Genomic DNA, 25,364 nt, shown 5'->3' with positions numbered 1-25,364 from the left:
TAAATAAACGATTGGACTAGCCAATCGTTTTTAATATATCTTATTGTAATTGAGATTGATCTGGTAGGTATGAACCACCGAGATAAGTTTTGCTGAGTTTTTCAAGGGTTCCATCTTGGTAGAGCTCTTTGAGAACCTTGTCAAATTGTTCTTTAAATTCTTTTTGGTCGCTTGAGAAGATAATGTAGTTATTTGGATTATCATTGCTTTCCAAGTCAATTACATTCAAGTCTAAACCTCGGTCTTGGATAATTTTTTGAACAGAGATTTTGTCAAAGATTAGGAAATCAAATTCACCATTGGCGAGGTCAGTCAGGCGTTTAGCGACATCCTCACCAGAGTATTGGATGGTGGCAGGATTGTCGGAGTGATTTTGATTCCAGTCCGTAACAACCTTGGCAGTAGAAGTTCCAGTGTCATCCTGGGTTGTTTTACCAGCGATGTCTTGAAGAGAGGTAAGAGCCTTGTCTTTTCTGCTCACGAGAACCAAAGGATTTTTTGCGATTGGTAGGGAGTAGAGATATTTGTCGGCTCTTTCTTTGGTGAAGCTCAAGTTGTTGGCAGCAGCTTGGTAACGACCAGCATCAACTCCAGGGAAGATACTCTCCCAAGCTGTTTTTTGAAATTCAATCTTGTATTGATCTAGTTTTTCATCGACCGCTTTTAAAACTTCAACATCATATCCAGTCAAATGACCATCTTTTTCAAAATCAAAAGGTGGAATGTCTCCAGCAGTTGCTACGACAATGGTTTTAGGGCTAGCAGTGGAAGTTGAAGTACTATCCTGTTTAGATTGTCCACAGGCCACCAACAAGGGACTAATGGCTAATAATAAGAATAATTTTTTCATGTGTGTCTCCTTTACTTAATGGTATCTAGCTTACCAGACAATCAATCAAATAGCCAATATATATTTTTTATGGAAGTGATAGAAAAATATTATAATTTTCAGTTAGAGTTTGTAATCTAAAATTTAAAATCAGATAAGAAAAAGATAATTTAGGCCACTAATGAAAAATCTCTGCAAGCTCTTTCAGAATGTGGTAAAATGGAAGCAGTAGAAATAGAAAAGGAAATCAATTATGAAATTTCTTGAGTTAAATAAAAAACGTCATGCGACTAAGCATTTTATTGATAAACCAGTTGATCCCAAGGATGTTCGAACAGCTATTGAAATCGCAACCTTGGCACCGAGTGCTCACAACAGTCAGCCTTGGAAGTTTGTTGTGGTTCGTGAGAAAAATGCTGAACTAGCAAAATTGGCTTACGGTTCAAACTTTGAGCAAGTAGCATCTGCCCCTGTAACCATTGCCTTGTTTACAGATACTGACCTAGCTAAACGAGCTCGCAAGATTGCCCGTGTTGGTGGAGCAAAGAACTTCTCAGAAGAACAGCTTCAGTACTTTATGAAAAATCTTCCAGCAGAGTTTGCGCGTTACAATGAACAACAAATCAGTGACTACCTAGCCCTTAATGCAGGGTTGGTTGCGATGAACTTAGTCCTTGCATTGACTGACCAGGGAATCGGTTCAAACATTATCCTTGGTTTTGATAAATCAAAAACTAATGAAGTCTTGGAAGTTGAAGAACGCTTCCGTCCAGAACTTTTGATCACAGTAGGATACACAGACGAGAAATTGGAACCAAGCTACCGCTTGCCAGTAGATGAAATTATCGAAAAAAGATAGGAAGTAAAAATGACAGTTATTGATTTTACAGCAGAAGTAGAAAAACGTAAAGAAGCTCTCTTGGCTGACTTGTTTAGCCTTTTGGAAATCAACTCAGAACGCGATGACAGTAAGGCAGATGTGCAACATCCTTTTGGACCTGGTCCAGTAAAAGCTTTGGAGAAATTCCTTGAAATCGCAGACCGTGATGGTTACCCAACAAAAAATGTCGACAACTATGCAGGACATTTTGAGTTTGGTCAAGGGGAAGAAGTTCTTGGAATCTTTGCCCACATGGACGTGGTGCCAGCAGGTAGCGGTTGGGATACTGATCCTTATACTCCAACTATCAAAGATGGTCGTCTCTATGCGCGTGGTGCTTCAGATGATAAGGGACCTACAACTGCTTGCTACTATGGTTTGAAAATCATCAAAGAATTGGGACTTCCAACTTCTAAAAAAGTTCGCTTTATCGTCGGAACTGATGAAGAATCAGGTTGGGCAGATATGGACTACTATTTTGAACATGTAGGACTTGCGAAGCCAGACTTTGGTTTCTCTCCAGATGCTGAATTCCCTATTATCAATGGTGAAAAAGGAAATATCACAGAATACCTCCACTTTGCTGGTGAAAACAAGGGTGCAGCTCGTCTTCACAGTTTCACAGGTGGTTTGCGTGAAAATATGGTGCCAGAATCAGCAACTGCAGTCGTTTCAGGGGATTTGGCTGATTTGCAAGCGAAACTAGATGTCTTTGTTGCAGAGCACAAGCTTAGAGGAGACATTCAAGAAGAGAACGGCAAGTACAAGGTTACGATTATCGGTAAATCTGCTCACGGTGCTATGCCTGCTTCAGGTGTCAATGGTGCGACTTACCTTGCTCTCTTCCTCAGCCAGTTTGCTTTTGAAGGACCTGCAAAAGACTTCCTTGACATTGCTGGAAAGATTCTCTTAAATGACCATGAAGGCAAAAACTTGAAGGTGGCTCATGTGGATGAAAAGATGGGTGCCCTTTCTATGAATGCTGGTGTCTTCCGCTTTGATGAGACAAGTGCTGACAATACCATTGCCCTTAACTTCCGTTATCCAAAAGGAACAAGTCCAGAGCAAATCAAGTCAGTTCTTGAAACCTTGCCAGTTGTATCTGTTAGCTTATCAGAACATGGTCACACACCTCACTATGTACCAATGGAAGATCCGCTTGTCCAAACCTTGTTAAATGTTTATGAAAAACAAACAGGTCTTCAAGGGCATGAACAAGTTATCGGAGGTGGAACTTTCGGACGTCTCTTAGAGCGTGGTGTAGCCTACGGTGCTATGTTCCCAGACTCTATCGATACTATGCACCAAGCCAATGAATTTATCGCCTTGGATGACCTCTTCCGTGCAGCAGCCATCTACGCTGAAGCTATCTATGAATTGATCAAATAATGCTATAGAAGTCTGAGATTTTATACTTAGACTTCTTTTTGGAGGGAGAGTAGATGTCTCAAATCGAAAGAATCAAACAAGCCATCATGGCTGATCCACAAAATCAACACTATACTGAGCAAGGAATCGAACCTCTCTTTGCTGCTCCAAAAACTGCTCGTATCAATATCATTGGGCAGGCACCTGGTCTAAAAACCCAAGAAGCAGGACTTTACTGGAAGGATAAAAGTGGGGATCGTTTGCGAGAATGGTTGGGTGTGGATGAGGATACTTTTTACAAGTCAGGTTACTTTGCAGTTATGCCCATGGATTTCTATTTTCCAGGACATGGAAAATCGGGTGACCTGCCACCTCGTCCAGGTTTTGCAGAAAAATGGCACCCTAAACTTTTGAAAGAGTTACCTGATATTCAATTAACGCTCTTGATTGGTCAGTATGCTCAGGCTTACTATCTGCATGAGAAAGTCAGTGGCAAGGTAACAGACCGTGTGCATCGCTTTAAGGATTATTTGCCAGATTATTACCCTTTGGTGCACCCGTCACCTCGGAACCAAATCTGGATGAAAAAAAATCCTTGGTTTGAAGCAGATGTTTTGCCTGACTTGAAAGAAAGAATTCAAAAAATTCTCGGAGAAGAAAAATGAAAGAAATTACTTTTAATGATTTTTACCAACTATACCAGAAAGAGTCGCTTTCTGTATTAGATGTGAGAGAAGTAGAGGAATTTGAGACTCTTCATTTAGAAGGCGCTCGTAATTTACCTCTTAGCCAATTAGCTGATACATATAAACAACTAGATAAGGATAATCTTTACTACGTGATTTGTAAATCAGGAATTCGTTCAGCACGCGCTTGTCAATTTTTAGCAGAACAAGGATATGAGGTTATCAATGTCCAAGGTGGCATGGATGCCTTAGAATAAGAAAAAACTCCCTTTAAGACCGAAAATAAGAAAGGTTTTAAAGGGAGTTTATTTGCTCTAAAAATCAGAAAATTGAAAACATTTTAAAATTATTCCGAGATAGCCTTTTCAAGCCTTTAATCATGTTATACTAAGAAAGTATTTTATTTTATATAAGGAGAGTTTATGGCTAAAAAAGGTGCTTTAACAGGATTACTCCTGTTTGGAATATTTTTTGGTGCGGGTAATTTGATTTTCCCCCCTACTCTAGGTGCTCAATCTGGGGAACACTTTCTCCCTGCCATTGCAGGATTTGTACTTTCAGGTGTCGGACTTGCCGTCTTGACCTTGATCATCGGGACCTTAAATCCTAAGGGATATATCTATGAGATTTCTACAAAGATTTCTCCTTGGTTTGCAACGATTTATCTAGCAGTTTTGTACTTGTCGATTGGTCCATTCTTTGCCATTCCACGTACTGCAACAACTTCTTATGCAGTAGGGATTAGTCCCCTCTTGGCAGATGCTGACAAAGGTCTAGGCTTGATTGTCTTTACCCTTATCTACTTTGTTGCAGCATTCTTAATCGCGCTTAATCCTTCAAAGATTTTGGATCGTATCGGTCGTATTTTGACACCAGTTTTTGCCATCTTAATTATCATCTTGGTAATTCTTGGAGCCCTCAAATATGGTGGAAATGCACCGCAAGCAGCTACAGCAGCTTATCAAACTTCAGCATTTGGAGCAGGATTCCTTGAAGGATATAATACTCTAGATGCTCTCGCATCTGTTGCCTTTAGTGTAATCGCGGTTGAAACCTTGAAACAACTTGGATTTTCGAGTAAAAAAGAGTACATCTCAACCATTTGGGTAGTCGGAATTGTCGTAGCGCTTGGCTTTAGTGCTCTATACATTGGCCTAGGTTTCCTTGGAAATCACTTCCCGATGACAGAAGAAGCGATGAAGGGTGGAACTCCAGGGGTTTATATCTTGTCACAAGCGACTCAAGAAATCTTTGGTTCAACAGCTCAATTATTCCTAGCAGCCATGGTAACAGTAACTTGCTTCACAACGACTGTAGGTTTGATTGTTTCAACTGCGGAGTTCTTTAACGGACGTTTCCCACAACTCAGCTATAAGGTTTATGCGACTGTCTTTACCTTGATTGGGTTTGCAATTGCCAACCTTGGTCTTGATGCAATTATCAAATATTCTATCCCTGTCCTAGTTATCTTGTATCCAATTACCATTGTGATTGTTATGATTGTGATTGTGAACAAGTTTGTACCACTTTCAAAACCAGGCATGCAATTGACGATGGGTCTTGTTACAGCTATTGCCGTAGCTAGTGTCTTAGGAAGTTCATTTGAAGTGACCTTCCTTGCCAACATTGTGAATGCTCTACCATTTGCTAAGGCTTCATTGCCATGGTTAGTACCAGCGATCATTGGGATTTTACTTTCCCTTGTTCTTCCAAATAAGCAAAAGAGTGAAGCTTTTGAGATGGAATAAAAAAATCTTGGCTTATGCCAAGGTTTTTTTATTACTCTTAGTTCGTTTTTTCAGTATATCCAAGGTCCTCAAGCATCTTTTTAGTTTTTGAAAAACTCACACGTTTTCCAGCTCCTGAATATTCATTTGGCATTGCTTTTTTCATCTCATCAAGATTGACTACAGTCATGTCAATGACCATGGTATGGATGACTTTTCCATCTTTGAATTCGATATTTTGTGTAACACCTTTGATTCCCTCATACCCTTTATAAGTTTTCACGATAAGTTCTTTAAGCTCATCAGCGCTCTTATTGAGTATCTCAGGTTCAAAAACATTATAAACTTCTTGTTTCATAACGTCATCACCCTCAACAGTATATGTTAAGGTAGAATGTCTTCCTGGATTACTGTCATGAACAAAGACTACAGTTTTTGATTCAGCTTTCTTTTCTGTAGTTTCAGCTTCAGTCGTTTTTACCTCAGTTGTCTCTGCTTTTGAGGAGTTAGAAGTTGTTGATGATTGTTTAGAACATCCGAGTAGGAGGAGTAGCGAAGCCACTAGGACTAGTGAAGTTTTAACATAAGTTTTCATAGAATCTCCTTTCAGAATAAAAGTATTTTGTATTATAACATGATTCTACTGCAAAATCAACTTGATCTATCCTCTCATCTGATTTGACATGACAACGAATAGAAACTAGTCTGACGATTAAAGTTATGTCTCTATCTGTTTCAAAGGTCTTTTATCGTATAGATTGAAAGGGGGAAAGTTTCAAATGAATTTTTTATGGAATCGGGAGGAGTCTATTAGACTCATCGGTTAGGGATATAGTAAAATACCCCAAGAGCTAGAGTTGCGTATAGCTTTCGGGGTGGACCTACACTAGTCTATATGAAATTTTAGGGGATTAGTTTGTCTTTTCAGTGAATCCCAGTGTCTCTAGTCCATTTTTAGTGATTGAGAAACTGACACGATTTCCAATACCAGGATATTCTTCAGGGAGTGCTTTTCTAAGTTCGTCAAGGCTTGCATTTGAGTAATCAACTTCGAGATCTTGAACAACTTTTCCATCTTTGATTTCAATGGTTTGTTTAACACCTTTTAGCCCGTAATAACCTTTATAGGTATCCTCGAGTGTACTCTTGACCTCTTCTGGAGTTGCACCAAGGATTTCAGGATCTGCAACATTCTGAGCGGTTTGCTTGGTAACATTGTCGCCTTCTACAGTATAAACCAAGGTAGAAGTGATTCCAGGATTGCTTTTGTTGACAAAAGTATGTGTCTTGGCTGTTTCTTTCTTCTCAGATGATTGTTGACTGCTTTGTTTGCTCTCACTTGACTGAGTTGTTGTGTCTTCTTTAGAACTGCTGTTTGCAGGTGTTGATACTTGTTTAGAACATCCCAACAAGAATGCCAACGGTAAGGCTAAGAGAAACGTCATTTTGAAATATCTGTTCATATTTTTTCCTTTCATCATAAGAACTTTTTTCATTATATCATAAAATACTTTCGCAATCAAAGTATATTCGTTTTTCCTTTTTACACATACTAAGATGGGAAAAGTGATATAATATTAGGAAGAGGTGAAGAAATGAATCAAACTGTAGAATATATCAAAGAACTAACTGCTATCGCATCACCAACAGGTTTTACACGTGAAATTACGAATTATTTGGTTGAGACTCTTGAAAAACTAGGTTATCAACCAATCCGTACTGCCAAAGGTGGTGTCAACGTTACTATCAAAGGTAAAAATGATGAGCAACAGCGTTATGTGACCGCCCATGTGGATACCTTGGGAGCTATCGTTCGCGCTGTTAAACCAGATGGTCGTCTTAAAATGGACCGCATTGGTGGCTACCCTTGGAATATGATTGAAGGCGAAAACTGTACAGTTCATGTGGCTAGTACAGGTAAGACTATTTCAGGTACCATTTTGATCCACCAGACTTCTTGTCATGTATACAAGGACGCTGGAACTGCTGAACGCACGCAGGACAATATGGAAGTGCGTTTGGATGAAAAAGTGACAAACGAAAAAGAAACACGCGCACTTGGTATTGAGGTTGGTGACTTTATCAGCTTTGACCCACGAACTGTCGTGACTGAGACAGGATTTATCAAATCGCGTCATTTGGATGATAAGGTCAGCGCGGCTATCCTCCTTAATCTTCTTAAAGTCTATAAAGAAGAAGGGGTTGAACTTCCTGTCACTACGCATTTTGCCTTCTCGGTCTTTGAAGAAGTGGGGCATGGTGCTAACTCAAGTATCCCAAGTCAAGTTGTCGAATATCTAGCGGTAGATATGGGAGCGATGGGAGATGATCAGCAGACAGACGAGTACACAGTTTCTATCTGTGTTAAAGATGCTTCAGGTCCTTATCACTATGAATTCCGTCAACACTTGGTAGCTCTAGCAAAAGAGCAAGACATTCCGTTTAAATTAGACATCTATCCATTTTACGGTTCGGATGCTTCTGCAGCTATGTCAGCTGGAGCAGAAGTCAAACACGCTCTTCTTGGTGCAGGTATTGAGTCTAGTCACTCTTACGAGCGAACTCATATTGATTCTGTAGTGGCTACTGAGCGTATGGTAGATGCTTATCTCAAGAGTGAGTTGGAGGACTGATATGTGCTTGATTTGTGATCGAATTGAATTGATTAAGGCAGGGGAAAATCCCTACTTTGTAAAAGAACTGGAAACAGGCTATGTTGTCATCGGAGACCACCAGTATTTTGAAGGCTACACTCTCTTTCTAGCCAAGGAACATGTCACAGAATTACATCATCTACATCCAACTGTCAAACTCCGCTTTTTAGAGGAAATGAGTCTGGTTCAGGAAGCTGTCTCTAAGGCTTTTTCTGCTGAAAAGATGAATGTAGAGTTGTTGGGAAATGGAGACGCTCATGTTCACTGGCATATTTTTCCAAGACGAGCTGGTGATATGAAGGGGCACGGTCTAAATGGACGTGGTCCAGTCTGGTGGGTTCCTTGGGAAGAAATGGCAGCAGAAGATTACCAAGTACAACCGAAACAATTAGAAAATTTAATCCAATCTTTATCTGTTGAATTGGATAAAGTTATCAAATGAAAGGATAAAACATGAAAAAAAGATATCTTATCTTGTCAGGCTTACTAACTTTGACATTGGCAGCATGTTCACAAGAAAAGCCAGCAACTTCTGACGCCAAAGCTTCTTCAGAGCAAACAACTGTTCAAGAAGGAACTGTAGGTAGTAAGTCTCATGAGGCTAGCCAAAAGAAGGCAGAAGTGGTAGACAAAGGAGATCATTACAGCATCCAAGGCAAGTACGATGAGATTGTTATCGCTAATAAACATTATCCCTTGTCTAAGGACTATAATCCTGGAGAAAATCCTACAGCAAAGGCTGAGTTGTTGAAGCTTATTGCTGCTATGCAGGAAGCAGGTTTCCCAATTAGCGATCATTATAGTGGTTTCAGAAGTTATGAAACTCAAACTCAACTTTATCAGGACTATGTCAACCAAGACGGAAAGGCAGAGGCTGATCGCTATTCTGCACGACCTGGATATAGTGAACACCAAACAGGTCTTGCTTTCGACCTTATCGGCACAGATGGAGATTTAGTGACAGAAGAAAAAGCTGCCCAATGGCTTTTAGATCATGCTGCAGACTATGGTTTTGTCGTTCGCTATCTCAAAGGTAAGGAAAAAGAAACAGGCTATATGGCTGAAGAATGGCACCTTCGCTACGTCGGAAAAGAAGCCAAGGACATCGCTGCAAGTGGTCTCAGCTTGGAAGAGTATTACGGCTTTGAAGGTGGAGACTATGTTGATTAGTCGCAAAACATCTTGCAAGAATGCTTGAAATTTGATAAAATGAATAATAATTAAATAGGAATCTGCAAGACTAGTATCTCAGGGGAAGTATATCAGGGAGGAGAGCCGTGACTGAAAGCTCTCTATATGAAAACTGGGTGAATTCACTTGCCAATGGATTCAGAAATAAAGGTCTGACTTGTCAGATGAAAACGGATGGTACCGCGTGTCAACGCTCCGAGTGTGGAGTTTTTGGCATGTGGTTTTCTTTTTATCTACGAAAGACTGATGGAGGAATTATGTCAACTATTGAAGAACAATTAAAAGCGCTTCGTGAAGAAACGCTAGCTAGCTTGAAGCAGATTTCTGCTGAAAATGAAAAAGAGCTGCAAGAATTGCGCGTCTCTGTCCTTGGTAAAAAAGGTTCCCTTACTGAAATCCTGAAAGGGATGAAAGATGTTTCTGCAGAAATGCGTCCTGTTATCGGGAAACACGTCAATGAAGCTCGTGATGTTTTGACAGCTGCATTTGAAGAATCAGCTAAGCTCTTGGAAGAAAAGAAAGTGGAAGCTCAACTAGCAAGTGAGAGCATTGATGTTACGCTTCCAGGTCGTCCAGTTGCGACTGGTCACCGTCACATCCTCACACAAACTAGTGAGGAAATTGAAGACATCTTCATCGGGATGGGTTACCAAGTAGTGGATGGTTTTGAAGTTGAACAAGACTACTATAACTTTGAACGTATGAACCTTCCAAAGGATCACCCAGCTCGTGATATGCAGGACACTTTCTATATCACAGAAGAAATCTTGCTTCGTACTCACACGTCTCCAGTTCAGGCGCGTGCTATGGATGCCCATGATTTTTCAAAAGGTCCTTTGAAGATGATCTCACCAGGACGTGTATTCCGTCGTGATACGGATGATGCAACCCACAGTCACCAGTTCCACCAAATCGAAGGTTTGGTTGTTGGGAAAAACATCTCTATGGCTGACCTTCAAGGAACCCTCCAGTTGATTGTACAAAAAATGTTTGGTAAAGAGCGTCAAATTCGTTTGCGTCCATCTTACTTCCCGTTCACTGAGCCATCTGTTGAGGTGGATGTTTCATGCTTCAAGTGTGGGGGAGCCGGCTGTAACGTATGTAAGAAAACTGGTTGGATCGAGATTATGGGTGCCGGTATGGTTCACCCACGTGTCCTTGAGATGAGTGGTATCGATGCAACTATATACTCTGGTTTTGCCTTTGGTCTTGGACAAGAACGTGTCGCTATGCTCCGTTACGGAATCAACGATATTCGTGGATTCTACCAAGGAGATGTCCGCTTCTCAGAACAGTTTAAATAAGATTGAAACCTAAACACAATCCTACAAGTCGTCCTCATTTTTTATAGTGTAGCAATAGGAACGACTGACTCGAAGAAAAAGAAAGGAATTGAAAAGATCTCGCTGATTGGGATCTTATGCTCAGAATTATGTTAGTATCTTATAAATGGTTAAAAGAATTGGTGGACATTGATGTACCATCAGAGGAGTTGGCTGAAAAAATGTCAACCACAGGGATTGAAGTAGAAGGTGTCGAATCACCAGCTGCTGGTCTCTCAAAAATTGTCGTCGGAGAAGTCTTGTCTTGTGAAGATGTACCAGAAACACACTTGCATGTCTGCCAAGTCAATGTAGGTGAAGAAGAAGCCCGTCAAATCGTCTGTGGAGCACCAAATGTGCGCGCAGGCATCAAGGTCATGGTAGCTCTTCCAGGTGCTCGCATAGCGGACAACTACAAGATCAAAAAAGGGAAAATCCGTGGTTTGGAATCTCTCGGAATGATCTGCTCACTTGGTGAGTTGGGAATTTCTGACTCAGTTGTGCCTAAGGAATTTGCAGATGGGATCCAAATCTTGCCTCAAGATGCTGTTCCAGGGGATGAAGTCTTCTCCTACCTAGACTTGGATGATGAAATCATCGAACTTTCTATCACTCCAAACCGTGCAGACGCTCTTTCTATGCGTGGGGTAGCGTATGAAGTAGCAGCGATTTATGACAAGTCAGTTAACTTTAAAGAATTTGCTCTTTCAGAAACAGACCAAGCTGTAGCCGATGCTCTTTCTGTCAGCATTGATACAGACAAGGCGCCTTACTATGCTGCCCGTATCTTGGACAATGTGACGATTGCACCAAGTCCGCAATGGTTGCAAAACCTCCTCATGAACGAAGGCATCCGTCCGATTAATAATGTCGTCGACGTGACCAACTATATCTTGCTTTACTTTGGTCAACCAATGCATGCCTTTGACTTGGATACCTTTGAAGGGACTGACATCCGTGTGCGTGAAGCTCGTGCTGGTGAAAAATTAGTAACCTTGGACGGGGAAGAGCGTGAGTTGGAAACAAATGACCTCGTGATTACAGTTGCTGACAAAGCAGTAGCCCTTGCAGGTGTCATGGGTGGTCAGGCTACAGAAATCTCTGAAAAGTCTAGTCGTGTAGTCCTTGAAGCTGCTGTCTTCAATGGTAAATCGATCCGTAAGACTAGCGGTCGCCTCAACCTTCGTTCAGAATCTTCTTCTCGCTTTGAGAAAGGCATCAACGTGGCAACTGTCAATGAAGCCCTTGATGCGGCAGCAAGCATGATTGCAGAATTGGCTGGTGCGACCGTGCGTAAAGGTATCGTTTCAGCAGGTCAGTTGGATACATCTGATGTGGAAGTTTCTTCAACTCTTGCAGACGTTAACCGTGTTCTTGGTACTGAGCTTTCCTACGCGGATGTAGAGGATGTCTTCCGTCGCCTTGGATTTGGCCTTTCTGGAAATGCAGAAGCCTTCACAGTTAGCGTTCCCCGTCGTCGTTGGGATATCACGATTGAAGCGGACCTCTTTGAAGAAATCGCTCGGATTTATGGTTACGATCGCTTGCCAACCAGTCTTCCAAAAGATGATGGGACAGCCGGTGAGTTGACAGCGACACAAAAATTGCGACGTCAAGTTCGTACCATTGCAGAAGGTGCTGGATTGACAGAAATCATCACCTATACACTGACAACTCCTGAAAAAGCGGTTGAGTTTACCATTCAACCAAGTCATTTGACAGAATTGATGTGGCCAATGACTGTGGACCGTTCGGTCCTCCGTCAAAATATGGTTTCAGGTATTTTAGATACAGTTGCCTACAACGTAGCGCGTAAGAATAAAAACTTGGCTCTTTATGAGATTGGAAAAGTCTTTGAACAAACAGGTAACCCAAAAGAAGACTTGCCAAATGAAATCAACAGTTTCGCCTTTGCTTTGACTGGTTTAGTCGCTGAAAAAGACTTCCAAACAGCAGCTGTTCCTGTTGACTTCTTCTATGCTAAGGGAATCCTTGAAGCACTCTTTACTCGTTTGGGTCTTGAAGTGACTTATGCAGCAACGCAAGAGATTAAGAGTCTTCACCCAGGACGTACAGCTTTGATCTCACTCGATGATCAAGTAGTCGGTTTCCTCGGTCAAGTGCACCCTGTGACGGCTAAGGCTTACGATATTCCAGAAACTTATGTAGCGGAGCTTAACCTTTCAGCTATTGAGGCAGCCCTTCAACCAGCAGAAGCCTTTGTGGAAATTACTAAATTCCCAGCAGTCAGCCGTGATATCGCCCTTCTCCTCAAAGCAGAAGTGACTCACCAAGAGGTGGTTGATGCTATTCAAGCCGCAGGCGTGAAACGTTTGACAGGCATCAAACTGTTTGACGTCTTCTCAGGTGAAAAACTAGGACTTGGCATGAAGTCTATGGCCTACAGTTTGACCTTCCAAAATCCAGAAGATAGCTTGACAGATGAAGAAGTCGCACGCTACATGGAAAAAATCCAAGCTTCTCTCGAAGAAAAAGTGAATGCAGAAGTGCGTTAACAGTCTAAAATCCATCCCTAGGGATGGATTTTTTTGTCTTTGTAAATGCCGAATATTGGAAAGAAAAATGAAGTTGAATCTTATTTGTTTTGATATAAAAAATGCCTAGTAAATTCTACTAATAAAAATGTACATAAATCCTTGTAATGACTAAAAAAAGGAGTATAATGAGGGTAAGATTAGTAGGAGGTGGATTATGTTAGAAGTCCGCAATCTTGAAAAAAATTTTGGTCCCAAACAAGTCTTGTTTGGCGTTGACTTTCAAGCTCAGCCTGGAAGAATTTTAGGTCTAGTTGGGAAAAATGGAGCTGGGAAAACAACCATTTTCCACAGTATTTTGAAATTTTTGGATTATCAAGGAGAAATTCAGTTTGATGGCCAGGAAATTCGTCAGGAAACCTATGCTCGGATTGGCTATCTACCCGAGGAACGTAGTCTCATGCCTAAGTTGACAGTTCTAGAGCAGGTTCGTTACCTAGCCATGTTAAAAGGCATGGATGCCAAAGAAGTCAAAGAAAAACTCCCTCAATGGATGGAGAAACTGGAAGTAAAGGGAAAATTGACAGACAAGATTAAGAGTCTCTCAAAAGGGAATCAACAGAAGATTCAGCTGATTATTACTTTAATGCATGAACCAGATCTGATCATTCTAGATGAACCTTTTAGTGGTCTGGATCCAGTCAATACCGAATTGCTCAAGCAGGTTATCCTCAAAGAAAAAGAACGTGGTGCAACCATTATTTTTTCAGACCACGTCATGACCAATGTCGAAGAGCTATGTGATGATATCCTTATGATTCGTGATGGGCGTGTCGTCTTGCATGGACCAGTCCAAGATGTTCGTAATCAATACGGCAAAACGCGACTCTTTGTTGCAAGTGAAAAGAGTCAGGAAGACTTGGAAAAACTTCCTCATGTCACACATGCTAGCTTGACCAAGCAGGGGATTTGGAAGCTCATCCTAGATGATGAAAATGCTGGACAGGAGCTTTTTGCTATCTTGACTCAAGGACACTATATCTCGACCTTTGACCAGCAAGCTCCGACAATTGATGAAATCTTTAAACTAGAATCAGGGGTGGAAGTATGAGAAATATGTTGGTTGTAATCAAAGAAACTTATTTACGTCATGTCAAATCCTGGAGTTTCTTCTTTATGGTAATCTCGCCTTTTCTCTTTATCGGCTTGTCTGGCGGAATTGGCTATCTCCAAGGTTCCTCTCTGGCTCAGAATAATAAGGTGGCAGTAGTTAGTTCGGTGCCTGCTGTAACAGAGAGTCTTAAATCGACCAATGGCATTAATTTTGACTATAAGGATGAAGCAAGCGCCCAAGAAGCTGTCAAGGATGAAAAAATCAAGGGCTATCTAACGATTGATCAAGAAGGTAGTGTCCTCAAGGCAGTCTATCACGGTGAAACTTCACTTGAAACTGGTATAAAATTAGCTGTGACAACTAAGTTGAATGAGCTCCAATACCAACTCAATCGTTCGGAGGCACATTTATCTCAGGAACAGGAACAGCACTTGGCACAAACGATTCAATTCTCAGAGCAGATTGATGAATCTAAGGAAAGTAAAAAGATGGTCCAAACCTTTGCGGCGGCAGGACTAGGCTTCTTCCTCTATATGATCTTGATTACTTATGCCAGTGTCACTGCTCAAGAGGTAGCCAGTGAAAAAGGGACAAAAATTATGGAAGTGGTCTTTTCAAGTATTCGTGCTAGTCACTACTTTTACGCGCGTATGATTGCCTTGCTTCTTGTTATTTTGACTCATATTGGTATTTATGTTGTAGGCGGACTTGGAGCTATCTTATTCTTTAAGGATATGCCTTTCTTGGCTAATTCAGGTATTCTAAGTCATTTGGGAGAAGCTTTTTCGGTCAATACCTTGTTGTTTGTATTGGTCAGCCTATTTATGTATGTGGTCTTGGCAGCCTTTCTGGGTTCTATGGTTTCTCGACCTGAGGATGCAGGTAAGGCCTTGTCGCCTTTGATGCTTTTGATTATGGTAGGTTTTATAGGGGTAACCGCCTTAGGGGCTTCTGGGGATAATTTGATTTTGAAAATCGGTTCTTATATTCCTTTCATCTCGACCTTCTTTATGCCTTTTAGAGCTATCAATGGCTATGCAAATAGTATCGAGGCTTGGATTTCTCTTGCGATCACAGTTGTATTCGCCGTGACTGCAACAGCCTTTATCGGACGTATGTATGCCAGCCTAGTCCTTCAAACAGACGATTTAGGTATCTGGAAAACCTTTAAACGAGCTTTAAGCTATAAATAAAGTAACAGACCTGTGAGTGTATCTCCCAGGTCTTTTTATTCGCTGAAATATTTCACATTAATTTCTTCTAAACCTTTGACTAATAAAGAAAATTATCGTACAATAAAGAGTACGTGATAAAATGAGACCAGAGTTTATATACTCTGGCGTTAGTAGTAAAAAAGAGGAGAAACGCTTTGGAATTAGAAGTATTTGCTGGGCAAGAAAAAAGTGAACTATCTATGATTGAGGTGGCTCGTGCCATCTTGGAACAACGTGGTCGCGACCACGAAATGCATTTTAGCGATTTGGTCAATGAAATCCAAAACTATCTTGGTACCTCTAATAGCGATATTCGCGAAGCACTACCTTTGTTCTATACAGAGTTGAACTTTGATGGTAGCTTCATCTCTCTTGGAGATAACAAGTGGGGCCTTCGTTCATGGTATGGAGTTGATGAAATTGACGAAGAAATCATTGCTCTTGAAGAAAGTGACGATGAAGAAGTAGCACCTAAGGCTAAGAAAAAACGTGTTAATGCCTTTATGGATGGAGATACGGATGCCATTGATTATGGTGCAGATGATCCAGAGGATGAGGACGCCTACGAAGAAGATCCAGCTCTTTCTTATGATGATGAAAATCCAGACGATGAGAAGAACGAAGTAGAAGCCTACGACGCTGAAATCAACGAAATCGCACCAGATGATCTTGGGGAAGATGTTGATCTCGTTGAAGAAGATGACGAAGATTCTGAGGAAGAAGAAGAATAATACCAAACAACAAGGAAATCTCCTTGTTGTTTTCTTTTCTGCAGTAGAACTATAAATCTAGTAAAGAATGACATTTGACAAATGAGCTAAATTGAGGTAAGATATTGTTCGGGCACCTTTTTTTGAGGTCGGGGCTTCCTAGTTACTAGGGAGCTATTTTTGTTTTTCCAGGGAAATTATCATCCTGGATTGTAGTTATCGGTGAAGATCTTGTTTTCTTAGTCCCCCTCTAGTGAACAAGATCTTGAGCATTTTAGAAAGAGGAATCTATGTCTACGAAATATATTTTTGTAACTGGTGGTGTGGTGTCGTCTATTGGGAAAGGAATCGTAGCGGCGAGCCTAGGACGGCTCTTGAAAAATCGTGGTTTGAAGGTAACCATCCAAAAATTTGACCCTTATATCAATATTGACCCAGGAACCATGAGCCCTTACCAGCACGGGGAAGTCTTTGTAACAGATGATGGGGCTGAGACAGATTTGGACTTGGGTCACTATGAACGTTTCATCGATATCAATCTCAACAAATATTCCAACGTGACAACTGGTAAAATCTACAGCGAAGTTCTGCGTAAAGAACGTCGAGGAGAGTATTTGGGAGCAACTGTCCAAGTCATTCCTCATATTACTGATGCCTTGAAAGAAAAAATCAAGCGTGCTGCCCTAACAACTGACTCTGATGTTATTATTACAGAGGTTGGGGGAACAGTCGGCGATATTGAGTCCCTTCCATTCTTAGAGGCGCTTCGTCAGATGAAGGCAGATGTCGGTGCAGATAATGTTATGTATATCCATACGACCTTGCTTCCTTACCTCAAGGCAGCTGGAGAAATGAAGACTAAGCCGACTCAACACTCTGTCAAAGAATTGCGTGGTTTGGGAATCCAGCCAAATATGTTAGTCATTCGTACAGAAAAACCAGCAGGACAAGGGATTAAAAACAAACTAGCCCAGTTCTGTGATGTGGCGCCAGAAGCTGTTATCGAGTCCTTAGACGTAGATCATCTTTACCAAATTCCGCTTAATCTGCAAGCTCAAGGCATGGATCAAATCGTCTGCGACCATTTGAAAATTGATGCACCGGCAGCAGATATGACAGAGTGGTCTGCTATGGTTGATAAGGTTATGAATCTAAAAAAACAAGTAAAGATTGCTCTTGTTGGTAAGTATGTCGAGCTGCAAGATGCCTACATTTCTGTCGTAGAGGCCTTGAAACACTCTGGTTATGCCAATGATACAGAAGTCAAGATTGATTGGGTCAATGCTAACGATGTGACAGCTGACAATGTGGTAGAACTTCTATCTGACGCTGATGGAATTATCGTTCCAGGTGGTTTTGGTCAACGTGGAACAGAAGGTAAGATTCAAGCGATTCGCTATGCTCGAGAAAATGATGTACCAATGTTGGGAGTCTGCTTGGGAATGCAATTGACTTGTATCGAGTTTGCCCGTCATGTTTTGGGACTTGAAGGGGCTAATTCAGCAGAGCTTGATCCTGATACAAAATATCCAATCATCGATATCATGCGTGATCAGATTGATGTTGAGGACATGGGGGGAACCCTTCGTTTGGGACTTTATCCTTCTAAGTTGAAACGTGGTTCTAAGGCAGCGGCAGCTTATCATAACAAAGAAGTGGTCCAACGTCGCCATCGCCACCGTTATGAGTTTAACAATGCCTTCCGTGAACAGTTTGAAGGTGCAGGATTTGTCTTCTCAGGTGTTTCACCAGACAATCGCTTGGTCGAAATTGTTGAAATCCCAGAAAACAAATTCTTTGTGGCTTGTCAGTACCATCCAGAACTTTCAAGTCGTCCAAATCGTCCAGAAGAACTTTACACTGCTTTTGTAACAGCAGCTGTTGAAAATAGTAAATAGTAGAATAAACCTTTGAGAGTCATCTCAGAGGTTTTTATTTGTTTTCAGTATTATGAAAATCTGGAAAATCAGCTCTGAATTTGGTAAGATAAGATTATGGATTTTGAAAAAATTGAACAAGCATATACCTATTTACTAGAAAATGTCCAAATCATTCAAAACGATTTGGCGACAAGTTTTTATGACGCCTTAATTGAACAAAACGGGATTTATCTAGATGGTCAAACCGCTCTGGAGCAAGTCAAAAAAAATAACCAGGCCTTAAAACGTTTGGCACTTCGAAAAGAGGAGTGGTTACGGACCTATCAATTTTTGTTAATGAAGGCAGCGCAAACAGAACCTCTCCAGGCCAATCACCAGTTCACCCCGGATGCGGTTGGTCATTTGATGATTTTTATCATTGAACAACTTTTCCCTGCTGAAAATGTGAGCTTATTGGAATTGGGATCTGGGATGGGAATTCTGGGAGCTAGTTTCTTAACGTCCATGAACAAAAAGATAGATTACCTGGGAATAGAACTTGATGACCTCTTGATTGACTTGGCGGCAAGCATGGCGGAAGTAATGGATCTTCAAATGGGCTTTGTCCAAGGAGATGCAGTACGTCCACAAGTATTAAAAGAAAGTGACATCATTGTGAGCGACCTGCCTGTCGGTTACTATCCAGATGATCAGATAGCCTCACGTTATCAAGTAGCGGCTAAGAAAGAACATACTTATGCTCATCATTTGTTAATGGAACAATCACTCAAGTATCTCAGAACAGGAGGCTATGCGATTTTTCTGGCTCCAACAGATCTCCTGACAAGTCCACAGAGTGAACTTTTGAAATCATGGCTCACTGACCAGGCTCAACTAGTGGCAATTATTGCCTTACCAGAGGATCTCTTCGCGCAAGGAGCCCAGTCTAAGAGCATTTTTGTCCTACAAAAGAAGACAGGAGAAGGAGTTGAACCATTTGTTTATCCACTTACCAGTCTTCGTGACCCTGAAATTTTGATGGAGTTTAAGGAAAATTTTCAAAATTGGTGTCAAGGGCATGAAATCTAGTGCAAATTTTGGTATAATAGTTGAAAACGCTTAAAAAGGGGAATAAATTTATGACAAAAACCATTGCAATTAACGCTGGAAGCTCTAGCTTGAAATGGCAACTATATCAAATGCCAGAAGAAAAGGTGCTTGCAAAAGGTTTAATTGAGCGAATCGGATTGAAGGATTCTGTTTCAACAGTTAAGTTTGATGGTCGTTCTGAAGAACAAGTTCTTGATATTGAAAACCATACCTTGGCTGTTAAGATTTTACTTGATGACTTGATTCGTTTTAATATTATTAAAACTTATGATGAAATTACTGGTGTCGGACACCGTGTTGTTGCAGGTGGAGAGTACTTCAAAGAGTCTACAGTTGTTGAAGGTGATGTCTTAGAAAAAATTGAAGAACTAGGACTTCTTGCTCCATTGCACAACCCTGCAAACGCAGCTGGGATTCGTGCCTTCAAAGAATTGTTGCCAGATATTACAAGTGTAGCAGTCTTTGATACATCATTCCACACAACAATGCCAGAAAAAGCATACCGTTATCCATTACCAACTAAGTACTATACAGAAAACAAGGTTCGTAAATATGGAGCACACGGTACAAGTCACCAGTATGTTGCTCAAGAAGCAGCAAAACTTTTGGGACGTCCACTAGAAGAGTTGAAATTGATCACTTGCCATATCGGTAATGGTGCTTCTATCACAGCTGTTAAGGGAGGTCAATCAATCGATACATCAATGGGATTCACTCCACTTGGTGGTGTTATGATGGGAACTCGTACAGGGGATATTGACCCAGCCATCATTCCTTATTTAATGCAATATACAGAGGACTTTAACAAGCCTGAGGACATCAGTCGTATTCTTAATCGTGAGTCAGGATTGCTGGGTGTTTCAGGGAAGTCTAGTGATATGCGTGATGTGATTGCTGCAATGGAAGCAGGGAATCATGATGCTGCTTTGGCATTTGAAATGTATGTTGACCGTATCCAAAAACACATTGGACAATACTTGGCAGTTCTAAACGGGGCAGACGCTATTATCTTTACTGCTGGTGTTGGTGAAAATGCAACTCTTGTACGTGAGAAAGTTATTTCAGGTATCTCTTGGTTTGGTTGTGATCTAGACCCAGAGAAAAATGTCTTTGGAGTAACTGGAGACATTTCTACAGATGCTGCGACACTTCGTGTACTTGTCATCCCAACGGATGAAGAACTTGTGATTGCGCGTGATGTGGAGCGTTTGAAAAAATAAATGATAAAAAAATCGACCTTCTTGAAAGAGAGGTCGATTTTTATGTTGTTGACGAGTATTTACCATTTAGTGAGCGAAACTTCGCCACTATTGAGCCAAATTTTTTCACCAGTAGCTAATTGGATTTGTAGTTGACCCTGGTCAGAGATATCACAAGCTTTTCCTGAGATGATTTCTTGATCTTTCTTAAAGGAAATTTCTTTGCCTAAAACAATTGATTGTTTTTTATAAAGGTAAAGCAGCTCATCGACCTCAGTTTCATAGAAGCATTTCCAAATTTCTGCAATCAGCTCATTGCGAGTGATTGGGCTATTTTGAGAGAAGAGACTTCCAGCTTTCCCTTGTAGGTTTTTTGGAAAATCAGCGATAGAAAAGTTGATACCAACACCAATAATAACATCTGTGACAAGGCCTGTTTCGACAGAAGTGATGGCTTCGGTTAGAATACCGGCTATTTTTTTCTGATTTAGGTATAAATCATTTACCCATTTGATATCTAAATCAATCAGACAAAGGTTTTTAACAGCCTTATAAATTGCGGCTGCAGTCAGGAGTGTATAAGCTGGTAGATCTAGATAAGAGAGATTGGGCTTGAGGTGGAGAGACATGTAAATCCCACCTTGTTCTGGAGAATAGTAGGGGCGTTGAAATCGACCACGTCCCATAGTTTGGCCTGTTGATAGGTAGAGTGTGTCTCCTTTGGCACCAGCTTCCATGGCCTCCTTAGCATCACTCTGGGTTGATTTGGTGATAGGTTTAAATTGAACTGAGATTGAGCTGTTGGCTTCTATTTCTTGAGGTAAGATTAGGTCACCGTGAAGAAGTTTGTAGCCACGGTTTTTGATGCTGTCAATTTCTAAACCTTCCTGCTGGAGGCGTTGGATAGCTTTCCAAACAGAGGTGCGAGAGAGGTTTAATATTTCAGCGATTTTCTCTCCGCTTAAATAATCTGTTTCATGAGCTAAGATTTTGTAAACTTCTTGGTAGGATTTCATACTAGGTCCTTTCTGGAACAACTAGATTTATTGTACCATATTTTTAAAAAAAGGATGCGCGCTTTGAGAGATATCTTAGCTCGCTATAAAATTTTACCTAGTTTTAGTCAGGATGACATGGACAAAGTGGTTTTCAAATCATTTGAAAAATGGTAAAATGTTTTAATAGTTTATTTATCTGAGCTTTATAGCGCAGAGAGAAAGGAACTGTTGTGAAATCAATAGGTATCATTGAAAAATTGAAAGGCTTATCCAAGCAAGAGCTAGTCTTACTAGCTGTTATTCTAAGTATTTTCTTGCCTTTTTATATTTTCGTTATTATTTTTATCGCCTACTTAATAGGTCTAATATTTACAGGAGAGATGAAGGGGATATTAAAACGATTATCCCACCATTCTATCTTACTTTTATTTATCGGCTATAGTGGTGTTATCTCTCTTTTAGCTCAAAATGTGATGGGGATGGTTTCCACTTTAGGAATGTTCCTCTTTGCAATTTTCTTTTATTATTACCAAGCCCATTTAACCCCTAAGTTTTTCAGATTAGTATTGCAATCGGTTATGTCGCTTAGTGTGCTAGCATCAGTTTTTGCAGCCTTAGAGCACTTTCAGATTGTAAAGAAATTTGATTATACTTTCTTATCACCTAAGATGCAAGTCTGGCATCAGAACCGTGCAGAGGTAGCCTTCTTTAATCCTAATTATTATGGGATTATCTGTTGCTTCTGTATTATGATTGGATTTTACCTAATTAGTACGACTAGATTGAGATGGTTGAGAATTTTCTCTCTCATTGCAATCTTTGCGAATTTGTTTGGCTTGAATTTCACCCAAAATAGAACAGCTTTTCCAGCTATTATCTTTGGTGCGATTATTTATCTTTTCACTACCATTAAGAACTGGCGTGCCTTCTGGCTCAGTATCGGAGTCTTTGGTGTTGGTCTAGCCTTTCTCTTCTCGAGTGATTTGGGAGTTCGAATGGGAACGCTCGATTCGTCTATGGAAGAACGAGTGTCGATCTGGAATGCAGGTATGACCTTATTCAAACAAAATCCCTTCTGGGGCGAGGGGCCCCTAACTTATATGCATTCCTATCCTCGTATTTTTGCTCCTTATCACGAACATGCTCATAGTATATACATTGATACGATATTGAGTTACGGTGTGGTTGGAACGGTATTGTTAGGAATAGCTTCTTCTGGTCCAATTCGAATGTTGATTGATATGAGTCAGGAGCCGAGCAAGCGTCCGATTGTTGGTCTTTATCTTTCATTCTTAACAGTAGTTGCTGTGCATGGAATTTTTGATTTGGCCCTCTTTTGGATTCAATCCTCCTTCATTTTCCTTTTAGTAATGTGTAGTTTACCATTAAAACATAGTATGATTGGAGAATTTGTTGAATAAACAAAAAGATAGTAGAAATGAGATTTTCTACTATCTTTTTTTAATTATTGAATAGCTTGAAGTAAGTCTTCAGCTTGTTGTTTAAGAGAAGCAGCGACGCTATCTTCAAGGATTAGTTTACCATCTGCCCAGGCAGAATCATTAACACGGGCTGCGGTAAAATCACCAACAACTTGTGTACGGATAAATGGCAAGAGGTCTTTGTAAATCGCAAAGAGTTGATCGTGTCCAGCGTTAGCTACAGATGATACCGTAACAATCTTATCTTGAAGAGCAGATGCTCCACGAGTGTCAGACAAGTCAATGGCGCGTGAAAGCCAGTCAAGTAGGTTTTTTACAGTTCCTGGAATTGAGAAGTTGTAAACTGGAGAGAAGATCCAGATAGCATCAGCAGCTTGAACAGCTTCGCGAGCCGCTGCAACAGCTGGAAGTGTAGGAACTTCAAGGTCTTGGCTAAAGAGAGGAATGGCTGAGTGGTCAAGGTAACTTACCTCGGCTTTGCCAGCAAGTGCCTTTTCAGCTTCTAGTGCCATTTGGTGGTTGAATGAACCTTCACGAAGTGAACCAACGATAAACAATACTTTTTTAGACATAGGGAGTCTCCTTTTAATTTTAATCTTTTAATCAGAACCACTTTGTTGTTACAATATATGTTACAACAGAATAAAATCATTTGCAAGGGATATGCTCAGAAAATAAAATTAATAGAATCTAAGTTTTTAATTAAAAATGAAGACCGTAGAAAAGTCTATAAAAACACGGCTTGAAGTTATGTAATGATATCCTAAAAACGTATTGAAAATCCAGATTCCTCCCCTAACTTCACTTGTAATTCACTAGGATAGATGGTAAAATAGACGAGTGAAAAAGAGACAGAAAAAAGAAAAAAATTCCCTATTATTTCAGTACATTATTGGTATAACTTTGTTAACTCTAGTCATCACTTCTTCCTTTCTCTACTTGGTATGGCTCAGCATGAAGCCTTATCGAACTGCAAAGGTAGAAGGTGAAAGACTCGCTAAGCAGTATGCAAATCTAGAAACGGTTAGCCAGACTGATATCTTCAATGGTTTAGAAAGCTATTATAGTGTTCTTGGCCAAGATAAGAACCAGAAACCTGTTGCTGTCTTAATAGAGAAAAGTAGCAACAATATTTACGTATATCAACTAGAAAATGGTACTTCTCAAGAAAAAGCAGAAGCAGTTGTCAGAGAAAAAGGAGCAACTGAGATCGACAAGATTACCTTCGGACGGTACGCTGAAAAGCCTGTCTGGGAAATCAAGTCCGGAGGAGACTATTATCTGGTAGATTTTGAATCTGGCGCCTTAGTCGAAAAGGAGAAACAATGAAATTATCCAAACGTGTCTTAGAGATGGAAGAAAGCGTTACTCTGGCTAGTGATGCAAGAGCAAAGAAGTTAAAGGCTGAAGGAAAAGACGTTCTTTTCTTGACTTTAGGTCAGCCCGATTTTCATACTCCTGAAAATATTCAGGATGCTGCGGTTGCAGCCATTCGAGATGGTCGCGCGTCTTTCTATACGGTAGCTTCAGGTTTGCCTGAGTTAAAAGCAGCAGTCAATACCTATTTTGAAAGATATTATGGGTATTCTGTAGCAGCTAACGAGGTGACTTTTGCGACTGGTGCCAAGTTTTCCCTCTATACTTTCTTTATGGCTGTGATTAATCCAGGTGATGAGGTAATCATTCCAACACCTTACTGGGTCAGCTATGGGGATCAGGTTAAGATGGCAGAAGGCCTTCCAGTATTTGTCCAAGCCAAGGAAGACAATCACTTTAAAGTAACTGTGGAGCAATTAGAAGCTGTTCGCACAGATAAGACTAAAGTCTTGGTTCTTAACTCACCATCTAATCCGACTGGGATGATCTATTCTCGTGAGGAATTGTTAGCCATTGGAAATTGGGCTGTTGAACATGATATTCATATCCTGGCCGATGATATTTATGGTCGTTTGGTCTATAACGGGAATGAGTTCGTTCCAATCTCTAGTCTGTCAGAAGCTATTCGCAAACAAACTATTGTCATCAATGGAGTGTCTAAGGCCTACGCTATGACAGGATGGCGTGTTGGTTATGCAGTAGGTGATCCAGAAATTATTGCTGCTATGAGCAAATTGACTGGTCAAACAACTTCTAACCTAACTGCTGTTTCACAATACGCAACAATCGAGGCCTTAACTGGTCCACAAGACTCCGTAGAAGCAATGCGTCAGGCTTTCGAGGAACGTCTCAATACCATTTATCCTCTCTTGTGCCAAGTCCCTGGCTTTGAAGTAGTCAAACCGCAAGGAGCTTTCTATCTCTTCCCAAATGTTAAAAAAGCTATGGAGATGAAAGGCTATACAGATGTAACAGCATTTACAACGGCTATTCTTGAGGAAGTTGGTCTGGCCCTGATTACAGGAGCAGGATTTGGAGCACCAGAGAATGTCCGTCTCAGCTATGCGACAGACCTAGATACACTCAAAGAAGCTATTCGTCGCTTGCACCAATTTATGGAAAAATAAAAATAAAATCTTCGTCGTCTTGACGGAGGTTTTTGTGTTTAAAAACTTATGAATTTCTGTCG

24 protein-coding genes are annotated in these 25,364 nt (G+C 40.7%); 19 read left to right on the top strand and 5 right to left on the bottom strand.

Annotated elements, in window-relative coordinates; all coding sequences use genetic code 11:
• Positions 1-40 precede the first annotated feature (40 nt).
• On the bottom strand, positions 41-850 hold the full coding sequence (locus M1F91_RS03945) for an amino acid ABC transporter substrate-binding protein (protein WP_247912730.1): 810 nt from the start codon (positions 848-850) through the stop codon (positions 41-43).
• Between the two features lie 232 nt (positions 851-1,082).
• On the opposite strand from M1F91_RS03945, the gene M1F91_RS03940 reads away from it, so the two are divergent.
• The 5 genes from M1F91_RS03940 (at position 1,083) to brnQ (ending at position 5,511) form a co-directional block, all read left to right on the top strand.
• Positions 1,083-1,688 carry a nitroreductase family protein gene (locus M1F91_RS03940; protein ID WP_247912729.1) on the top strand — a complete coding sequence of 202 codons (606 nt, stop codon included), beginning with the start codon at positions 1,083-1,085 and terminating at the stop codon, positions 1,686-1,688.
• Between the two features lie 9 nt (positions 1,689-1,697).
• On the top strand, positions 1,698-3,098 hold the full coding sequence (gene pepV, locus M1F91_RS03935) for a dipeptidase PepV (protein ID WP_247912728.1): 1,401 nt from the start codon (positions 1,698-1,700) through the stop codon (positions 3,096-3,098).
• Positions 3,099-3,151: 53 nt separating this feature from the next.
• Entirely contained in the window at positions 3,152-3,742 is a 591-nt protein-coding gene (locus M1F91_RS03930; RefSeq protein WP_247912727.1) for a uracil-DNA glycosylase family protein, read from the top strand.
• Positions 3,739-4,020: a rhodanese-like domain-containing protein gene (locus tag M1F91_RS03925; protein ID WP_247912726.1), complete on the top strand. Its 282-nt coding sequence runs from the start codon at positions 3,739-3,741 to the stop codon at positions 4,018-4,020. Before M1F91_RS03930 ends, M1F91_RS03925 begins: the two co-directional genes overlap by 4 nt.
• Before the next feature lie 165 nt (positions 4,021-4,185).
• Positions 4,186-5,511: a branched-chain amino acid transport system II carrier protein gene (gene brnQ / locus M1F91_RS03920; RefSeq protein WP_247912725.1), complete on the top strand. Its 1,326-nt coding sequence runs from the start codon at positions 4,186-4,188 to the stop codon at positions 5,509-5,511.
• Positions 5,512-5,548: 37 nt separating this feature from the next.
• Here the strand turns inward: brnQ and M1F91_RS03915 are convergent, their stop codons facing one another.
• A complete protein-coding gene (locus tag M1F91_RS03915) occupies positions 5,549-6,085 on the bottom strand; it encodes a DUF1307 domain-containing protein (protein WP_247912724.1) in 537 nt (178 codons plus the stop codon).
• 316 nt (positions 6,086-6,401) lie between these two features.
• A complete protein-coding gene (locus M1F91_RS03910; RefSeq protein ID WP_247912723.1) occupies positions 6,402-6,953 on the bottom strand; it encodes a DUF1307 domain-containing protein in 552 nt (183 codons plus the stop codon).
• Positions 6,954-7,085: 132 nt separating this feature from the next.
• Here M1F91_RS03910 and M1F91_RS03905 point away from each other — a divergent pair, with 132 nt between their 5' ends.
• The 11 genes from M1F91_RS03905 to M1F91_RS03855 all read left to right on the top strand — a co-directional run bounded on the left by M1F91_RS03905 (position 7,086) and on the right by M1F91_RS03855 (position 20,379).
• The gene (locus M1F91_RS03905; protein ID WP_247912722.1) at positions 7,086-8,123 is read left to right on the top strand and encodes a M42 family metallopeptidase; all 1,038 of its coding nucleotides are present in this window, start codon (positions 7,086-7,088) and stop codon (positions 8,121-8,123) included.
• Between the two features lies 1 nt (position 8,124).
• Positions 8,125-8,586 carry an HIT family protein gene (locus tag M1F91_RS03900; protein WP_247912721.1) on the top strand — a complete coding sequence of 154 codons (462 nt, stop codon included), beginning with the start codon at positions 8,125-8,127 and terminating at the stop codon, positions 8,584-8,586.
• Positions 8,587-8,597: 11 nt separating this feature from the next.
• Positions 8,598-9,314 carry an LD-carboxypeptidase LdcB/DacB gene (gene ldcB, locus M1F91_RS03895; RefSeq protein WP_247912720.1) on the top strand — a complete coding sequence of 239 codons (717 nt, stop codon included), beginning with the start codon at positions 8,598-8,600 and terminating at the stop codon, positions 9,312-9,314.
• A 278-nt stretch (positions 9,315-9,592) separates the two neighbouring features.
• A complete protein-coding gene (gene pheS / locus M1F91_RS03890; protein WP_247912719.1) occupies positions 9,593-10,639 on the top strand; it encodes a phenylalanine--tRNA ligase subunit alpha in 1,047 nt (348 codons plus the stop codon).
• Positions 10,640-10,767: 128 nt separating this feature from the next.
• Positions 10,768-13,173 carry a phenylalanine--tRNA ligase subunit beta gene (gene pheT / locus M1F91_RS03885; protein ID WP_247912718.1) on the top strand — a complete coding sequence of 802 codons (2,406 nt, stop codon included), beginning with the start codon at positions 10,768-10,770 and terminating at the stop codon, positions 13,171-13,173.
• Positions 13,174-13,369: 196 nt separating this feature from the next.
• A complete protein-coding gene (locus M1F91_RS03880; protein ID WP_247912717.1) occupies positions 13,370-14,263 on the top strand; it encodes an ABC transporter ATP-binding protein in 894 nt (297 codons plus the stop codon).
• Positions 14,260-15,459 carry an ABC transporter permease gene (locus tag M1F91_RS03875; RefSeq protein ID WP_247912716.1) on the top strand — a complete coding sequence of 400 codons (1,200 nt, stop codon included), beginning with the start codon at positions 14,260-14,262 and terminating at the stop codon, positions 15,457-15,459. The genes M1F91_RS03880 and M1F91_RS03875 overlap by 4 nt, the downstream gene beginning before the upstream one ends.
• A gap of 176 nt (positions 15,460-15,635) precedes the next feature.
• Positions 15,636-16,211, top strand: a complete 576-nt coding sequence (gene rpoE, locus M1F91_RS03870) for a DNA-directed RNA polymerase subunit delta (RefSeq protein WP_006148015.1) — start codon at positions 15,636-15,638, stop codon at positions 16,209-16,211.
• Positions 16,212-16,480: 269 nt separating this feature from the next.
• The gene (locus tag M1F91_RS03865) at positions 16,481-18,088 is read left to right on the top strand and encodes a CTP synthase (RefSeq protein WP_247912715.1); all 1,608 of its coding nucleotides are present in this window, start codon (positions 16,481-16,483) and stop codon (positions 18,086-18,088) included.
• Between the two features lie 96 nt (positions 18,089-18,184).
• Positions 18,185-19,138 carry a class I SAM-dependent methyltransferase gene (locus tag M1F91_RS03860; RefSeq protein ID WP_247912714.1) on the top strand — a complete coding sequence of 318 codons (954 nt, stop codon included), beginning with the start codon at positions 18,185-18,187 and terminating at the stop codon, positions 19,136-19,138.
• A 50-nt stretch (positions 19,139-19,188) separates the two neighbouring features.
• Positions 19,189-20,379 carry an acetate kinase gene (locus M1F91_RS03855; protein WP_247912713.1) on the top strand — a complete coding sequence of 397 codons (1,191 nt, stop codon included), beginning with the start codon at positions 19,189-19,191 and terminating at the stop codon, positions 20,377-20,379.
• Positions 20,380-20,438: 59 nt separating this feature from the next.
• Here M1F91_RS03855 and birA read toward each other — a convergent pair whose 3' ends face one another.
• A complete protein-coding gene (birA, locus tag M1F91_RS03850) occupies positions 20,439-21,374 on the bottom strand; it encodes a bifunctional biotin--[acetyl-CoA-carboxylase] ligase/biotin operon repressor BirA (RefSeq protein WP_247912712.1) in 936 nt (311 codons plus the stop codon).
• Positions 21,375-21,586: 212 nt separating this feature from the next.
• On the opposite strand from birA, the gene M1F91_RS03845 reads away from it, so the two are divergent.
• Positions 21,587-22,777 (top strand): O-antigen ligase, encoded by a 1,191-nt coding sequence (locus tag M1F91_RS03845; protein WP_004252136.1) that lies wholly within the window; start codon positions 21,587-21,589, stop codon positions 22,775-22,777.
• Positions 22,778-22,821: 44 nt separating this feature from the next.
• On the opposite strand, the gene M1F91_RS03840 is transcribed toward M1F91_RS03845, so the two are convergent.
• On the bottom strand, positions 22,822-23,370 hold the full coding sequence (locus M1F91_RS03840; RefSeq protein ID WP_247912711.1) for an NADPH-dependent FMN reductase: 549 nt from the start codon (positions 23,368-23,370) through the stop codon (positions 22,822-22,824).
• Between the two features lie 268 nt (positions 23,371-23,638).
• Between M1F91_RS03840 and M1F91_RS03835 the strand changes: the two genes are divergently transcribed.
• Positions 23,639-24,127, top strand: coding sequence for a DUF5590 domain-containing protein (locus M1F91_RS03835; RefSeq protein WP_247912710.1), 489 nt, complete (start codon positions 23,639-23,641; stop codon positions 24,125-24,127).
• Positions 24,124-25,302, top strand: coding sequence for a pyridoxal phosphate-dependent aminotransferase (locus M1F91_RS03830; protein WP_247912709.1), 1,179 nt, complete (start codon positions 24,124-24,126; stop codon positions 25,300-25,302). Before M1F91_RS03835 ends, M1F91_RS03830 begins: the two co-directional genes overlap by 4 nt.
• Positions 25,303-25,364: the final 62 nt, after the last annotated feature.

The organism is Streptococcus sp. oral taxon 431, assembly GCF_023110115.1.
Lineage (GTDB): Bacteria > Bacillota > Bacilli > Lactobacillales > Streptococcaceae > Streptococcus.
This window is presented reverse-complemented; position numbering and strand designations above follow the sequence as displayed.

Excerpts from the sequence above, each read along its gene's own strand:
- M1F91_RS03945 (WP_247912730.1), bottom strand. The coding sequence starts at position 850 with ATGAAAAAATTATTCTTATTATTAGCCATTAGTCCCTTGTTGGTGGCC.
- M1F91_RS03940 (WP_247912729.1), top strand. The coding sequence starts at position 1,083 with ATGAAATTTCTTGAGTTAAATAAAAAACGTCATGCGACTAAGCATTTT.
- pepV (WP_247912728.1), top strand. The coding sequence starts at position 1,698 with ATGACAGTTATTGATTTTACAGCAGAAGTAGAAAAACGTAAAGAAGCT.
- M1F91_RS03930 (WP_247912727.1), top strand. The coding sequence starts at position 3,152 with ATGTCTCAAATCGAAAGAATCAAACAAGCCATCATGGCTGATCCACAA.
- M1F91_RS03925 (WP_247912726.1), top strand. The coding sequence starts at position 3,739 with ATGAAAGAAATTACTTTTAATGATTTTTACCAACTATACCAGAAAGAG.
- brnQ (WP_247912725.1), top strand. The coding sequence starts at position 4,186 with ATGGCTAAAAAAGGTGCTTTAACAGGATTACTCCTGTTTGGAATATTT.
- M1F91_RS03915 (WP_247912724.1), bottom strand. The coding sequence starts at position 6,085 with ATGAAAACTTATGTTAAAACTTCACTAGTCCTAGTGGCTTCGCTACTC.
- M1F91_RS03910 (WP_247912723.1), bottom strand. The coding sequence starts at position 6,953 with ATGAACAGATATTTCAAAATGACGTTTCTCTTAGCCTTACCGTTGGCA.
- M1F91_RS03905 (WP_247912722.1), top strand. The coding sequence starts at position 7,086 with ATGAATCAAACTGTAGAATATATCAAAGAACTAACTGCTATCGCATCA.
- M1F91_RS03900 (WP_247912721.1), top strand. The coding sequence starts at position 8,125 with ATGTGCTTGATTTGTGATCGAATTGAATTGATTAAGGCAGGGGAAAAT.
- ldcB (WP_247912720.1), top strand. The coding sequence starts at position 8,598 with ATGAAAAAAAGATATCTTATCTTGTCAGGCTTACTAACTTTGACATTG.
- pheS (WP_247912719.1), top strand. The coding sequence starts at position 9,593 with ATGTCAACTATTGAAGAACAATTAAAAGCGCTTCGTGAAGAAACGCTA.
- pheT (WP_247912718.1), top strand. The coding sequence starts at position 10,768 with ATGTTAGTATCTTATAAATGGTTAAAAGAATTGGTGGACATTGATGTA.
- M1F91_RS03880 (WP_247912717.1), top strand. The coding sequence starts at position 13,370 with ATGTTAGAAGTCCGCAATCTTGAAAAAAATTTTGGTCCCAAACAAGTC.
- M1F91_RS03875 (WP_247912716.1), top strand. The coding sequence starts at position 14,260 with ATGAGAAATATGTTGGTTGTAATCAAAGAAACTTATTTACGTCATGTC.
- M1F91_RS03865 (WP_247912715.1), top strand. The coding sequence starts at position 16,481 with ATGTCTACGAAATATATTTTTGTAACTGGTGGTGTGGTGTCGTCTATT.
- M1F91_RS03860 (WP_247912714.1), top strand. The coding sequence starts at position 18,185 with ATGGATTTTGAAAAAATTGAACAAGCATATACCTATTTACTAGAAAAT.
- M1F91_RS03855 (WP_247912713.1), top strand. The coding sequence starts at position 19,189 with ATGACAAAAACCATTGCAATTAACGCTGGAAGCTCTAGCTTGAAATGG.
- birA (WP_247912712.1), bottom strand. The coding sequence starts at position 21,374 with ATGAAATCCTACCAAGAAGTTTACAAAATCTTAGCTCATGAAACAGAT.
- M1F91_RS03840 (WP_247912711.1), bottom strand. The coding sequence starts at position 23,370 with ATGTCTAAAAAAGTATTGTTTATCGTTGGTTCACTTCGTGAAGGTTCA.
- M1F91_RS03830 (WP_247912709.1), top strand. The coding sequence starts at position 24,124 with ATGAAATTATCCAAACGTGTCTTAGAGATGGAAGAAAGCGTTACTCTG.